A 14658-nucleotide genomic window follows, 5' to 3' on the forward strand; every position below is an offset into this window, starting at 1 on the left:
CGTTAATGCGGGATAAAGGTTTATTTTCCATAAAATAATAAAAGAGGTATCACCCTGTAGTGATGCCTCTTTCTCATTGATAACTATGTTCTGTCTTGTTATTCAATTTGGCTTGCTCTATTTGCAATTCACGCTCTACCAATCGATCTAATTGCTGAATAGCTTTAAGTGCTTTTTCATAAGAAATCGTTCTATAATGATGAGCTCCGCCTGGTTCTTCATCTGCTTCGTCTGCCCATTTAATAATGTTTTGAAGAGATGTTCTTTCAATTTCTTGTTCCACTAAGAAAGAATCTGTATGCAGAAGAATTGCGATAGAAATTTCTTTTGCTAGTTTTGGATGTTCTCCTAATCTAATAAGCAATTTATGTGCTCTTTCAGCACCTTTAATTGCATGGATATCATTCTTTTTATATAAGTCATAGTCCCATTCGCCGCCTGTGTACCACGTATGATGTCCGATATCATGAAGGAAACCGGCTTTTGTTGCAGCATCGACTGAGGCGTGATGCTTTTTGGCTAGGTGAAACGCATGGTAAGCGACAGCGATCGCGTGGACCATTCCAGAACGGTTTACGTATTTTTGTGTAATGTGATGTTTAAAAACTTGTTCAAGCGTAATACGGTGCATAAAACATTCACTCCTTTTATCTAATGATGTATACGTAGAAAAATCGATCGGTTTAAATGTATTTTGAACATTGTACTCCATCATAGTTCGTTAGTAAAGTAGAAATGTTTAGGAGAAGAAAAATTTTTTTCGTAAAAAAATCACCTTAGCTTATGCGAAGGTGATTTTCAAATTGCTTATTTTTTTAATCCTTGCTCTAGTGTTTCTAACATTTCGTGCTTTTCATTTTCATCAGCGTTTTTCCAAATGACTTCAAATAAAACGCCAAGACCTGGAAGCATTTTTTCTTCACCGCTTTGAATTGCATCGACAATTGTTTCTTGTAATTGATCTTGTGAATTACCAGATACATTCGCTAATACGGCACCGCGTAAATTAAAACTCATTGCTTTCACCTCTTCTTCAGAATTGAAACTGACGTTAGTTTTTGTTCTTTTTTATGTAAATATGTATGAAAAATAGGCTATAATGATAAGACAAGAAGAGAGGGAAATACATATTATGAAAAACATTGATTCAGTACAAAATCCGCGTGTAAAGCAGTGGAAAAAGCTGCAAACGAAAAAAGAACGCGATAAAAAAGGTTTATTTTTTGTAGAAGGATTTCACTTAGTCGAGGAAGCTCTGAAGGCAGGAATTGTAACAGAACTTATCGTTTCAGATCAGACAGACCTTCCGAAGGATTGGACAGTTAATGATGTGGAAATGTATATCGTGCCTGAGGCGATTGTAAAAATACTTCGTGAAACAGAAACGACGCAAGGTGTATTTGCTGTTTGTGAGAAGCATGAGAAAGAAGTAGCTCTTACTGATGGTAAATTCCTTTTATTAGATGGCCTGCAAGACCCAGGTAATTTAGGAACAATTATTCGTACAGCTGATGCAGCTGGTATTCACGCCGTTGTGCTTGGAGAAGGTTGTGTTGATGTTTACAATAGTAAAGTACTCCGCTCTACACAAGGTTCTATTTTCCACTTGCCAATTGTAAAAGGGAACTTAGAAGAATGGGTAGACAAGTTAAAAGAAAATAACGTTCCTGTATATGGAACAGCTCTTGAAAATGGAGTTCCGTATGGTGAAGTAACTCCGGCTGGAAGTTTTGCATTAATTGTTGGAAATGAAGGAAATGGCGTACGCCAAGAAATTCTTGCAAAAACGGATCAAAACTTGTATATTCCGATTTACGGTGGGGCAGAATCATTAAATGTTGCGGTTGCAGCAGGGATTTTAACGTATTATTTGCAAAGCCCGGTTGCGAACAAATAAAAAACTTCTTATAATAAGTTGAAGTACATTATATTAAAAGTTAAATAACGAAAAACGTTGATAGAGAAGAGTAGCTTACAAAATCGCCATATAGGGAGAGAATGCCGTAGACTGAAAGCATTCTTATGGTAGACGGAAGTGAATTCACCTCTGGAGTTGACGCCAGGACCATATATATGTAAAGGCGTTCCGGTCAGAATTGATCGTTATAACTAATGAGTGGGCAGACTTGTTCTGTCAATTTAGGGTGGTACCGCGAATTTACCTCGTCCCTTTTTGGGAGCGAGGTTTTTTTATTTTTAAAATTAGGAGGGTTCCAAAATGGAAGCACGTTTAAAAGAGCTAAAGCAAAAAGCGTTAGAGCTTATTGAAGAAGCGAAAGAGCTAAAGGGCTTAAACGACGTACGCGTAGCGTATTTAGGAAAAAAAGGTCCAATTACAGAAGTGTTACGCGGCATGGGAAAATTATCAGCAGAAGAGCGTCCACGTATGGGAGCATTAGTGAATGAAGTACGTGAAGCGATTCAAACGCGTCTAGAAGACAAAATTAGCAACTTAGAAAAAGCAGTAATTGAAGCGAAATTAGCTACGGAAACAATTGATGTTACATTACCAGGTCGTCCTGTTGAAACAGGTTGTCACCATCCGTTAACAGCTGTTGTTGAACAAATTGAAGATGTATTCATCGGTATGGGTTATGAAGTAGCTGAAGGAACAGAAGTAGAAAAAGACTACTACAACTTCGAAGCACTAAACTTACCGAAAGATCACCCAGCACGTGACATGCAAGATACATTCTACATTACAGAAGAAACGTTACTACGTACACATACATCTTCTGTGCAAGCACGTACGATGGAAAATAATAAAGAAAAAGGCCCAATCAAAATTATCTGTCCTGGTAAAGTGTATCGCCGCGATGATGATGATGCGACGCATTCACATCAGTTCATGCAAATTGAAGGTCTTGTAATTGATAAAAACATTCGTATGAGTGACTTAAAAGGTACACTGCAAGTATTCGTGAAAAAGATGTTCGGTGAAGATCGTGAAATCCGTCTTCGTCCAAGTTTCTTCCCATTCACAGAGCCATCTGTAGAGATGGATATTTCTTGTATGATGTGTCATGGCAAAGGTTGCGGCACTTGTAAAGGAACTGGCTGGATTGAAATTTTAGGCGCAGGTATGGTTCACCCGAACGTACTTGAAATGGCTGGTTATGATTCAAAAGAATATCAAGGTTTCGCATTCGGTATGGGCGCAGAGCGTATCGCAATGTTGAAATACGGCGTAGATGACATTCGTCATTTCTATACAAATGATGTACGTTTCCTACAACAATTCAAACGAGCGTAAGGGAAGGAGAGGATAAATATGTTCGTATCATATCGTTGGTTACAAGAGTATGTAGATATTAAAGATGTAACAGCACAAGAACTAGCAGACAAAATCACGAAAAGTGGTATTGAAGTAGAAGGCGTTGAAGTATTAAATAAAGGTGTAAAAGGTGTTGTAGTTGGTCACGTATTAGAATGTGAAAAACACCCAGAAGCTGATAAATTAAGCAAATGCTTAATCGATATCGGTGAAGAAGAGCCAGTTCAAATTATTTGTGGAGCTGCTAACATTGCAAAAGGTTTAAAAGTACCAGTTGCAAAAGTTGGTGCTGTACTTCCTGGTAACTTCAAAATTAAAAAAGCAAAACTACGTGGTGAAGCTTCTCACGGTATGGTTTGTGCTCTTCAAGAGCTTGGCATTGATGGAAAGTTAGTTTCAAAAGAATATGCAGATGGTATCTTCATCTTCCCAAGTGACGCTGAAGTTGGTGCAGATGCACTTGAAATTTTAAACTTACACGATGAAGTACTTGAGCTTGGTTTAACACCAAACCGTGCAGATTGCTTAAACATGTTAGGTGTTGCATATGAAGTGGCTGCTATTTACGGCCGCGAAGTAAAACTTCCAGCTATCGAATTACAAGAAACAGCAGAAAAAACTTCTGATTATATTTCTGTAAGTGTAGAAGCGAAAGAAGAAAACCCATTATACATTGCAAAAATGGTTAAAAACGTAAAGATTGGTCCATCACCAATGTGGATGCAAACTCGTCTTATGGCAGCTGGCATTCGTCCAATTAGCAACGTAGTTGATATTACAAACTACATTTTGATGGAATACGGTCAACCGTTACATGCATTCGATTACGATAAATTAGGTTCAAAGGAAATCGTTGTTCGTCTTGCAAAAGAAGGCGAAAAAATTGAAACGTTAGATGATCAAGAGCGTACATTACAAAGCCACCACCTTGTAATTACAAACGGAACAAAAGCCTTAGCTGTTGCTGGTGTAATGGGCGGAGCGGATTCTGAAGTTACAAATGAGACAGTAAACGTTCTAATTGAGTCTGCATACTTTGCAGGTCAAACAGTGCGTCGTACATCAAAAGACTTAGGTCTTCGTAGTGAATCAAGTGCACGTTTCGAAAAAGGAATCGACCCAACACGTACATTTGAAGCAATTCAACACGCAGCTGCTTTAATGGCGAAATATGCTGGCGGTGAAGCGCTTGAAGGTGTAGTAGAAGCTGACAACTTACAAGTACAAGAGCGTACAGTATCTGTTACTGCTGAAAAAGTAAACCGTGTATTAGGTACAAATATTTCTGCGAGTGAAATGGGTACAATGTTTACAAACTTGAAATTCCCATTCACAGAAGTAGAAGGAACATTCCATGTAAATGTACCAGCACGTCGTCCTGATATTACAATTTCAGAAGACTTAGTAGAAGAAGTGGGCCGTCTATACGGTTATGACCACATTCCAGTTACATTACCTTTTGGAACAATGACTCGTGGTAAATTAACATCAGCACAAACGAAACGTCGTAAAGTACGTCGCTTCTTAGAGGGTGCTGGTTTATATGAAGCAATCACGTATTCATTAACAAGCGCTGACAAAGCGAAACAATATATGGTTGAGCCAAACGAAAAAGCACCTGTAAACCTTGCGCTTCCAATGAGCGAAGAGCGCAGCCAACTTCGTTTAAGCTTAGTGCCACAATTGCTAGAAGCAGTTTCATACAATGTTGCTCGTAAAAACGACAGCGTTGCTTTGTACGAAGTAGGTTCTATCTTCTTACCAACAGAAGCAGGAGAACTTCCGAAAGAAGAACAACACCTTGCAGGTGTTATGACAGGTCTTGCTCTTCACCATGCATGGCAAGGTGAGAAGAAAGTAGTAGACTTCTTCGTTGTGAAAGGTGTACTAGAAGGACTATTCGACGTACTTGGCGTTTCAAACCAAATCACATATGCACCAGCAAAACGTGAAGGTATGCACCCAGGCCGTACAGCTGACATCGTATTAGATGGCGAAGTAATTGGCTTCATCGGTCAATTGCACCCAGAAGCAGAAAAACAATTAGATGTGAAAAATACATTCGTATTTGAATTATCTCTTGTAAAAGTATTCGGTGCAGACGCTGAAGAAACTTACTACTCAGCAATTCCACGTTTCCCATCTATGACACGCGACATGGCTGTTGTAGTAACAAAAGAAACAAAAGCTGGTGAAATGAAGCAAGTTATTGCTGAAGCTGGCGGAGAACTTCTGAAAGATGTAACATTATTCGACTTATACGAAGGTGAAAAAATGGAAGAAGGCAAGAAATCACTTGCATTCTCTATGACTTACTTCGATGCAGAACGTACGTTAACAGATGAAGAAGTAACAGAAGCGCATAACCGTGTATTAACAACGGTAGAAGAGAAATTTGGTGCGGAGTTACGTAAGTAATTAGAAAATTGCCGGATTCATTCCGGCAATTTTTTTTATTGCACAATCGTCGACAGATGTCGGTAAGTCGATATATTACAAAAATCGCTTATATATTTTCTGGCATCTTGCATCTTTCTCTCGAATGTAGTACATTAATTTTAGTTTAACAAAATGAAAGACGATGATAAGGAAAAGTAGTATATACTATAATCCAAAGCGAGTCAGGGGCGGTGAGAGCCTGATGAGGCGGTATATGTGAAGAACACCTTGGAGTTGCTAACCGAAATTGAATCTTGTATTCAAGAGTAGACTTAGACGGGAATCCGGCCTGTTACAAACCGGGAAGTATGTATTACATACGAGTTAAAGTTGGTCTTTATGACAAATTGGGTGGTACCGCGAAGTTTAACCTTTCGTCCCTTTATGGATGAAAGGTTTTTTTGTATTTAAATATATCAGCAAAGGAGAATTTCACTATGGAAAACACATTAGTAAAAAGTCTGTATAGAGATACAGAAAAGTATGCAGGTCAAACAGTACAAGTATCAGGGTGGATTCGTAACTTACGTGATTCAAAAGCATTTGGTTTCATCGAATTAAACGACGGTAGCTTCTTCAAAAGCGTTCAAATCGTTTTCGATACAGAATTAGAGAACTTTAAAGAAATTGCAAAGCTTCCACTTAGCTCTTCGGTGAAAGTAGAAGGTAAAGTAATTGCAACGCCTGGAGCGAAGCAACCATTTGAAATTAAAGCAGAAAAAATTGATATCGAGGGCTTATCAGATTCTGATTACCCACTTCAAAAGAAGCGTCATACGTTTGAATACTTACGTACAATCGCTCACTTACGTCCAAGAACAAATGCATTCTCTGCAACGTTCCGCGTACGTTCTATCGCAGCATTTGCGATTCACCAGTTCTTCCAAGAGCGTGGATTTGTACATGTTCACACACCAATCATCACTGGTAGTGATACAGAAGGTGCTGGCGAAATGTTCCGCGTAACAACGCAAGATTTAAATAACCTACCAAAAGGTGAAGACGGAAAAGTTGATGAATCAAAAGACTTCTTCGGTAAAGAAACAAACTTAACAGTAAGTGGACAGCTGAACGCTGAAGCTTATGCATTAGCATTCCGTGATGTATATACATTCGGACCTACATTCCGTGCGGAAAACTCAAACACAACTCGCCACGCTGCTGAGTTCTGGATGGTTGAGCCTGAGATTGCATTCGCTGAGTTAGGCGATGTAATGGATCTTACAGAAGATATGCTGAAATATGCAATGAAATATGTATTAGAGCATGCACCAGAAGAGATGGACTTCTTCAACAGCTTCGTTGATAAAACAGTTCTAGAGCGTATGAACAACGTGATTAACTCTGACTTCGGTCGCATCACATATACAGAAGCAATTAAAGTACTTCAAGAATCAGGTGCTGACTTCAAATACCCAGTAGAATGGGGTATTGACTTACAAACAGAGCATGAAAGATACTTATCAGAAGAGATCTTCAAACGCCCTGTATTCGTAACTGACTACCCGAAAGACATTAAAGCGTTCTACATGCGTATGAATGAAGATGGAAAAACAGTAGCTGCTACTGACCTTCTAGTTCCTGGCATCGGCGAATTAATCGGCGGAAGTCAACGTGAAGAAAGAATGGACGTTTTAGTAGACAGAATTAAAGAATTAGGTATGAACGAAGAGGACTACTGGTGGTACTTAGAACTTAGAAAATACGGCGGTACAAAACACGCTGGATTCGGTCTAGGTTTCGAGCGCTTCCTAATGTACATCACTGGTATGGCTAACATCCGTGACGTAATTCCATTCCCAAGAACTCCAGGTTCTTCTGAGTTCTAAAATATGAAAAAAGCGAGAGGATTTCCTCTCGCTTTTTTGTTTGCATAGTTTATGACCCCGTAGCAAAAAGTAACGCGAAGGGGTGAATATAAATGAGTAAAAAAGTGAAAAAAGATCATTCAAGGTCAAGCCTTGGTTCTCCAGAAGTAGAAGGACAAGGAACGACGACACATGAAACAGGTTCACATAAAGTACCTTCATCAAATAAGAAGCAGAAACGAAGCTAACATAAAAAAGGAGAGTCTTGGCGACTCTCCTTTTTTCATGTATTACATCTTCTTATCGTTAATTTCTTTTGTAATGTTATCGACATCTTTGTCTAATCGATCGAAATAGAAAAACCACAGTAAACTCATGAACACGTAATAGATGGCCATCACGCCAAGATTATCAGATATATTTTCGAATGTGGATTTAGTAGTGAAAAAAGCTCCCCAAATGGTAGAAATAGTGAAGTAAGAAAGTGGGCCTACGAGGTGTACGAAAACATATAATATCTTTTTAACTTTTACAGCGTTCGTATGAAAAACCTCCTCTTTCTAATCATACATTCAAGTTCCTCACAGAAGTGTTGTAGTTTTGCTGGATTATGTATTAACGAGCGAGCATCGTGTTTCCCGATAAATTTTCGAATCCGAAAGTTTAATAAGAAAGATCGGCCATAGCGCTCTATTAAATCGTTGAACGCTCGTTGTTCACTTAATAGCTGAATGTTTTCCCTAATTTCAAACTGTCTTTCGTGTGGATCGCCTAGTAAAATATTTAGAATCATTTGTATAAGTAGCAATGGGGATCTCCTCCTTTGTTAGAATAATCTGTATATTATAATTATAACAAAACTATAAGGACAATAGTAGGGTGAAACAAAAAACAGGAGTTTGTAGGCTCCTGTTTTTGTCGATACTATTTTAATAAGCGAAGCGCCTTCTCCGTATTAGCGAAATGCAGTTTCACAAACTCAGGTAATCGTTCTTTACCAAGCTTTTGAATTAATTTAGCAGCAGCGATATCAACTTGTTTACCAGCACCTTTTGGAAGTGGCATACCAGCTTTTTTACTTAGTTCGTCAAACTGTTTTACGAATGAGTAGCGAGCTAAAATAGAAGCAGCGGCTACTGCTAAATGGACGCTTTCACCTTTCGTAGCGAAATAAACATTTTCACGCTGTACCTGTTTTTGTTTTGCTAAATATTTATAGTATGTATCAGGTTGTGTGAATTGATCGATTAAGACGCCTTCAGGTTTTGTAGGTGCCATTTTAGCTAATAAGTTTGTAATAGCTTTATTGTGTAGTAAAGCTTTTAACTTACCTTGGTTGTTTCCTTTATCAAATAGCTCGTTATATTTTTCATTATGAAGGACAAGGGAGCTGTAAGGAACAACGTGTAGAAGTTGTTTCGCAATGGCAGTAATTTGATCGTCATTTAAGTTTTTAGAGTCTTTTACACCAAGTTCTTTTAGTAGTGGAATTTGCTTTGCATCCACATATACAGCAACGACTGTCATCGGTCCAAAGAAATCTCCCGTACCAACTTCATCAGACCCTACAATAGACATTGTACCGATGGAAGCGGGCGGCGCATAACGATGGGAATCGACAGATTTTTTTACAGCTGTTTTCGGTGTTTGAGAGACAGTTTGCCAACGAGAAGCTTCTGCTTCAGCGCGGCCTCCTTGGAACATTACTTTTCCAGATTTATACGCTGTAATTGTGCAAGATGGTACCTTGGCCATGAAGATTCCGCCTTGTGGAATTTTTGGGCTAAGCGAATGTTTATATTGTTGTTTCATGTCTTCAATTACTGTAGAATTTGTTTGAATTACGATAGAATTTGACATAATGGTCGCCCCTTTTTTTATATTGTTATTTTTATCATATCGGATTGTTCTTTCTGTTTCCATATTATGAAGGTTCATGGTATGATAAACTTTAGGATTCTGTACGTGATTGGAGGCCGGTGAGTTGTCACAACAAAAGGGAAAGAAAAGTCGAATTAATGTAGAAATCTATGGTCAGCAATATTCAGTTGTTGGCGATGAAAGTACAAGTCATATCCGCATGGTAGCAGCGATTGTGGATGATAAAATGCGCGAACTCAATGCCAAGAATCCTTCGCTTGACACGAGTAGACTAGCGGTATTGACGGCGGTAAACGTCATACACGATTACATAAAATTAAAAGAAGAACATGAGAAATTGAAAGAAAGTATGACAAAAAAAGGAATGGAATAACATGATTGATATTATTATCATTTTACTGCTTGTTATGGGATTTTTCCTCGGTTTACGCAGAGGGTTTATTCTGCAACTTGTAAAGTTAACAAGCTTTATTATCGCATACCTTGTTGCATACTGGTACTGTAAAGATTTAGCGCCAGCACTTGCGAAATTTATTCCGTATCCATTTGATAAAAACGTATCTGTTCCAGAATGGATTGATGCAAATAATATTGAGACAGTATTTTATCAAGCGCTTGCGTTTATCATATTGTTTATTATCACTAAAATTGCACTTTCATTACTTGGTAATTTGTTAAATATGTTTGCAGAAATACCGGTTTTAAAGCAAGTAAATGCGTTTGCGGGGGCAATCCTCGGATTTTTAGAAGTATATATTATTTTGTTTGTCTTAATTATCATTGGAAATATTCTTCCGATTGAACAAGTACAAACACCATTACAAAAATCATCAATTAGCAAAATAATTGTAGACGATACACCGATTCTATCTGAAAAGGTGAAGGAACTATGGCAGACAGGTAGCAGAGTATAACTTCTCTTTTTTCGGAAAGAGAAGTTTTTTTCTATGAAAGAAAGGCGGGGCAATGATGAAAGTAAATAAAAAACAAGTTATCAAATTATTAGAGACAATCGGGCTTTTTATGGAACTAAAGGGTGCGAATCCATTTAAAATATCTGCATTTCGTAAAGCGGCAGCAGCATTAGAAAGTGACGATCGTAGTCTTTCTGAAATTGAAGATTTCACAAAGATTCCAGGAATCGGAAAAGGAACAGCAGCCGTTATTCAAGAATATATAGAATCGGGAACATCTGAAGTATTACAAGAACTTGAGAAAGAAGTACCAAGTAGCTTATTGCCGTTATTAAAACTACCAGGACTTGGTGGTAAAAAGGTGGCTAAGTTATATAAAGAACTTGGTGTTGTTGACATGGAATCGCTAAAAGCTGTTTGTGAGGAAAATAAAGTACAGGCTTTAGCAGGTTTCGGTAAGAAGACAGAAGAGAAAATATTAGAAGCAATCGATCAAGTAGGCTCTCGTCCAGAGCGTTTACCAATTGCGATGGTATTACCTATTGCCGGGGAAATAGAGGAGAAATTGTCGAATATTGCTGAAGTCATTCGTTTCTCTCGCGCTGGTAGCTTACGCCGTGTTCGTGAGACAGTGAAAGATTTAGATTTTATCATTGCAACGACAGAACCAGCAGCGGTACGTGAGCATTTACTACAATTCGATAATATGATTGAAGTAATCGCAAGTGGAGATACAAAAGTTTCTGTCCGTCTTCAATATGAATATGATATTTCAATCGATTTTCGTTTAGTAAAACCAGAAGAGTTTATTACAACTCTTCACCATTTCACAGGATCAAAGGACCATAACGTAAAAATGCGTCAAATCGCAAAAGATAAAGGCGAGAAAATTAGTGAGTACGGTGTAGAGAACTTGGAAACAGGTGAAGTGAAAACATTTGAGACTGAAGAAGACTTCTTCGCTCATTTCGGTCTGCCATTTATTCCGCCAGAAGTGCGTGAAGATGGAAAAGAAATTGAATTAATTAAAGAGTATCCGAACTTAATTCAGTTTTCCGATATACAAGGTGATTTACATATGCATACAACTTGGAGTGACGGTGCTTTTTCTATTGAAGAAATGGTACAAGCGTGCCGTGCTCGTGGATACAAGTTTATGGCGATTACTGATCACTCGCAATATTTGAAAGTAGCGAATGGTTTAACGAAAGAGCGTCTTCGTGAGCAAGCGAAAGAAATTGAACGTATGAATGAAAAGTATCCAGACATTACAATTTTACGCGGAATTGAAATGGACATTTTACCAGATGCCTCTCTTGATTTTGATGATGAAGTATTAGAAGAATTAGACTATGTCATTGGAGCGATTCACTCTAGCTTCTCACAAGACCGTGAAACGATTATGAAGCGTCTGCGTACTGCACTTGAGAATAAACATGTCACAATGATTGCCCATCCGACAGGACGTCTTCTCGGGCGCCGTGAGGGTTATGATGTAGATACAGATTTATTAATTGAACTCGCAAAAGAGACAAATACAGTTTTAGAATTAAATGCGAATCCGAACCGTCTAGATTTAAGCGCGAAATTATTAAAACAAGCACAAGATGCTGGTGTAAAAGTAGCGATTAATACGGATGCTCATACACTTGAAATGTTAGAAGATATGGAAACAGGTGTAGCTGCAGCACGTAAAGGTTGGATTCAAAAAGATAACGTGATTAACACATGGGATATTGAACGTTTATTAGACTATATTAAACGTAATAAGTAACACAAGGGGGACCTGCAACATGTTAGAAAGAACGTTGCGTGTATTAGAATACAATAAAGTAAAAGAACAATTACTTGAACATACAGCCTCTTCACTTGGCCGTGATAAAGTGAAGAATTTAGTGCCGAGCACTGATTTTGAAGAAATTGTAGAAATGCAAGATACAACGGATGAAGCAGCGAAAGTCATTCGTTTAAAAGGTAGTGCACCATTAGGTGGCATTACGGATATTCGCTCGAATGTGAAGCGTGCAAAGATTGGAAGTATGTTAAGCCCAAATGAACTACTTGATATTGCGAATACGATGTATGGTAGCCGTAATATGAAACGTTTCATTGAAGATATGGCTGATAACGGTGTCGAGCTTCCGATTTTAGAAACTCATGTCGCTCAAATTGTATCTTTATATGAGTTAGAAAAGAAAATTACAAATTGCATCGGTGATGGCGGTGAAGTAGTCGATAGTGCGAGTGATAAACTGCGTGGTATTCGTACTCAAATTCGTACTGCGGAAAGCCGTATTCGTGAAAAGTTAGAAAATATGACGCGTTCTTCAAACGCGCAAAAGATGCTGTCTGACTCGATTGTAACAATTCGTAATGAACGTTACGTAATCCCAGTAAAACAAGAATACCGCGGCGTATATGGCGGTATTGTTCACGACCAATCTGCTTCTGGACAAACATTATTTATTGAACCACAAGTAATTGTAGAATTAAATAATGCACTACAAGAAGCACGAGTGAAAGAAAAACAAGAAATTGAACGCATCTTATTAATGTTAACAGAAGAAGTGGCAGTAGAAGCCGATATCGTTTTATCAAACGTAGAAGTAGTTGCAAATCTTGATTTCATCTTTGCGAAAGCTTTTTATGCGAAACGAATTAAAGCAACGAAACCAATTGTAAATAACGAGCGTTATATGGATTTAAGACAAGCTCGTCATCCGCTAATCGATCCAGAAATTATTGTGCCAAATAACATTATGCTAGGTAAAGATTTCACAACAATTGTTATTACAGGACCGAATACAGGTGGTAAAACAGTTACGCTGAAAACAGTTGGTATTTGTGTATTAATGGCGCAATCTGGTCTTCACATTCCAGTAATGGATGAGTCAGAGATTTGTGTATTTAAAAATATCTTTGCTGATATCGGTGATGAGCAGTCGATTGAACAAAGCTTAAGTACGTTCTCCTCACATATGGTGAACATTGTAGATATTTTAGAAAAAGCTGATTTTGAAAGCTTAGTTTTATTTGATGAATTAGGTGCTGGAACAGACCCGCAAGAAGGTGCTGCACTAGCAATTTCGATTTTAGATGAAGTATGTAACCGCGGTGCTCGCGTTGTTGCTACGACGCATTACCCAGAATTAAAAGCGTACGGATATAACCGTGAGCAAGTTATTAATGCGAGTGTTGAGTTCGATGTGAACACATTAAGCCCAACGTATAAATTATTAATCGGTGTACCAGGTCGTAGTAACGCCTTTGAAATTTCGAAGCGCCTTGGATTATCTGATCGCGTTATTGACCAAGCACGTAACCACATTAGTACAGATACAAACAAAATTGAGAATATGATTGCGAAGTTAGAAGAAAGTCAAAAGAATGCAGAGCGTGACTGGAACGAAGCAGAGGCACTTCGCAAACAATCTGAGAAACTTCATCGTGAGTTGCAACGTCAAATTATTGAGTTTAACGATGAGCGTGATGAAAAACTATTAAAAGCGCAAAAAGAAGGGGAAGAAAAAGTCGAAGCTGCGAAGAAAGAAGCAGAAGGTATTATTCAAGAACTTCGTCAATTGCGTAAAGCACAGCTTGTAAATGTGAAAGACCATGAGCTTATTGAAGCGAAGAGCCGTCTAGAAGGAACAGCGCCAGAGCTTGTGAAGAAACAAAAAGTAAACGTGAAAAACACTGCGCCGAAACAACAGTTACGCGCAGGTGATGAAGTAAAAGTATTAACGTTCGGTCAAAAGGGTCAATTACTTGAAAAAGTAAGTGATACAGAGTGGAGCGTACAAATCGGTATTCTGAAGATGAAAGTAAAAGAATCTAACATGGAATACATTAACACACCGAAGCAAACAGAGAAAAAAGCAGTCGCAAGTGTGAAGGGTAGAGATTACCACGTTTCATTGGAACTTGATCTTCGCGGTGAACGTTATGAAGATGCAATGATGCGCGTTGAAAAATATTTAGACGATGCCCAGCTTGCAAGTTATCCTCGTGTATCAATCATTCACGGTAAAGGAACAGGAGCGCTTCGCCAAGGTGTACAAGATTACTTGAAGAAGCATCGCGGCGTGAAGAATTACCGTTACGGTGACATGGGCGAGGGAGGCCTAGGCGTAACAGTTGTCGAATTAAAATAGCAAACAACGAAACAAAGGGGAAACCATTATATGTTTATGGACAAACTTGCAAAAGTATTGTTAGCTTGTTGTGGAATATTTTTGGTGATTGGGGTTATTTATTTAGTTGTTTTTGCGAAGTGAAAAAGCGTCAATCGTGGCATAATGATATTGCCATAGATTGACGTTTTTATTATATATGAAAAGGA

At 38.3% G+C, this 14658-nt stretch carries 14 protein-coding genes and 2 other annotated features; of the genes, 9 read left to right on the top strand and 5 right to left on the bottom strand.

Going from position 1 to position 14658, the window contains the following annotated elements; all coding sequences use genetic code 11:
• Window positions 1–73: 73 nt before the first annotated feature.
• Window positions 74–631, bottom strand: a complete 558-nt coding sequence (locus BUA87_RS18290; RefSeq protein WP_072940436.1) for an HD domain-containing protein — start codon at window positions 629–631, stop codon at window positions 74–76.
• Between the two features lie 176 nt (window positions 632–807).
• A complete protein-coding gene (gene sspI / locus BUA87_RS18295; protein WP_000009509.1) occupies window positions 808–1017 on the bottom strand; it encodes a small acid-soluble spore protein SspI in 210 nt (69 codons plus the stop codon).
• A gap of 82 nt (window positions 1018–1099) precedes the next feature.
• Between sspI and BUA87_RS18300 the strand changes: the two genes are divergently transcribed.
• From BUA87_RS18300 to BUA87_RS18320, 5 genes are all read left to right on the top strand, one after another.
• Window positions 1100–1897 (top strand): TrmH family RNA methyltransferase, encoded by a 798-nt coding sequence (locus tag BUA87_RS18300; protein WP_001986644.1) that lies wholly within the window; start codon window positions 1100–1102, stop codon window positions 1895–1897.
• Between the two features lie 48 nt (window positions 1898–1945).
• Window positions 1946–2174: a binding site (T-box leader), on the top strand.
• A gap of 44 nt (window positions 2175–2218) precedes the next feature.
• A complete protein-coding gene (gene pheS / locus BUA87_RS18305) occupies window positions 2219–3253 on the top strand; it encodes a phenylalanine--tRNA ligase subunit alpha (RefSeq protein WP_000388222.1) in 1035 nt (344 codons plus the stop codon).
• Between the two features lie 18 nt (window positions 3254–3271).
• Entirely contained in the window at window positions 3272–5692 is a 2421-nt protein-coding gene (gene pheT / locus BUA87_RS18310) for a phenylalanine--tRNA ligase subunit beta (protein WP_000498194.1), read from the top strand.
• A gap of 154 nt (window positions 5693–5846) precedes the next feature.
• Window positions 5847–6098 (top strand) — a binding site (T-box leader).
• A 52-nt stretch (window positions 6099–6150) separates the two neighbouring features.
• On the top strand, window positions 6151–7542 hold the full coding sequence (gene asnS / locus BUA87_RS18315) for an asparagine--tRNA ligase (RefSeq protein WP_000432187.1): 1392 nt from the start codon (window positions 6151–6153) through the stop codon (window positions 7540–7542).
• Between the two features lie 92 nt (window positions 7543–7634).
• Window positions 7635–7769, top strand: coding sequence for a YuzL family protein (locus BUA87_RS18320; protein WP_000039592.1), 135 nt, complete (start codon window positions 7635–7637; stop codon window positions 7767–7769).
• Window positions 7770–7811: 42 nt separating this feature from the next.
• Here the strand turns inward: BUA87_RS18320 and BUA87_RS18325 are convergent, their stop codons facing one another.
• The 3 genes from BUA87_RS18325 to rnhC all read right to left on the bottom strand — a co-directional run bounded on the left by BUA87_RS18325 (window position 7812) and on the right by rnhC (window position 9381).
• Complete coding sequence (locus BUA87_RS18325) at window positions 7812–8039, bottom strand: hypothetical protein (protein WP_071713960.1); 228 nt, start codon at window positions 8037–8039, stop codon at window positions 7812–7814.
• An 11-nt stretch (window positions 8040–8050) separates the two neighbouring features.
• Complete coding sequence (locus BUA87_RS18330) at window positions 8051–8329, bottom strand: hypothetical protein (RefSeq protein ID WP_000924589.1); 279 nt, start codon at window positions 8327–8329, stop codon at window positions 8051–8053.
• Between the two features lie 116 nt (window positions 8330–8445).
• Window positions 8446–9381 carry a ribonuclease HIII gene (gene rnhC / locus BUA87_RS18335; protein ID WP_000071572.1) on the bottom strand — a complete coding sequence of 312 codons (936 nt, stop codon included), beginning with the start codon at window positions 9379–9381 and terminating at the stop codon, window positions 8446–8448.
• Window positions 9382–9505: 124 nt separating this feature from the next.
• On the opposite strand from rnhC, the gene zapA reads away from it, so the two are divergent.
• The 4 genes from zapA to BUA87_RS18355 are packed head-to-tail and all read left to right on the top strand — an operon-like array spanning window position 9506 to window position 14470.
• Window positions 9506–9775 (top strand): cell division protein ZapA, encoded by a 270-nt coding sequence (zapA, locus tag BUA87_RS18340; RefSeq protein WP_000082701.1) that lies wholly within the window; start codon window positions 9506–9508, stop codon window positions 9773–9775.
• 1 nt (window position 9776) lies between these two features.
• A complete protein-coding gene (locus BUA87_RS18345) occupies window positions 9777–10316 on the top strand; it encodes a CvpA family protein (protein WP_000565409.1) in 540 nt (179 codons plus the stop codon).
• Between the two features lie 55 nt (window positions 10317–10371).
• Entirely contained in the window at window positions 10372–12090 is a 1719-nt protein-coding gene (polX, locus tag BUA87_RS18350) for a DNA polymerase/3'-5' exonuclease PolX (RefSeq protein ID WP_000867533.1), read from the top strand.
• A 19-nt stretch (window positions 12091–12109) separates the two neighbouring features.
• Window positions 12110–14470, top strand: coding sequence for an endonuclease MutS2 (locus tag BUA87_RS18355; protein WP_000893743.1), 2361 nt, complete (start codon window positions 12110–12112; stop codon window positions 14468–14470).
• Window positions 14471–14658: the final 188 nt, after the last annotated feature.

The organism is Bacillus sp. bc15 (assembly GCF_900142585.1).
GTDB classification, from domain to species: Bacteria; Bacillota; Bacilli; order Bacillales; family Bacillaceae_G; genus Bacillus_A; species Bacillus_A cereus.